The organism is Rothia sp. HMSC064D08, from assembly GCF_001809525.1.
Lineage (GTDB): Bacteria > Actinomycetota > Actinomycetes > Actinomycetales > Micrococcaceae > Rothia > Rothia dentocariosa.
Genome location: NZ_KV797900.1, coordinates 215,881 through 216,093 on the forward strand (window position 1 = coordinate 215,881; position 213 = coordinate 216,093).

Sequence of the window (213 nt, forward strand, 5' to 3'; positions counted from 1 at the left end):
TGTTTTCCCCGCACCTGCGGGGATGAGCCGCGTTGGGGGTTTTCATATTGTATCAACAATTCGTTTTCCCCGCACCTGCGGGGATGAGCCGGGCGACTGGCAGATGGTCTGGGAGGGTATCAAGTTTTCCCCGCACCTGCGGGGATGAGCCTGGTGGAGGTTGTCCCCACCGCCCGGTTTCCTGGTTTTCCCCGCACCTGCGGGGATGAGCCG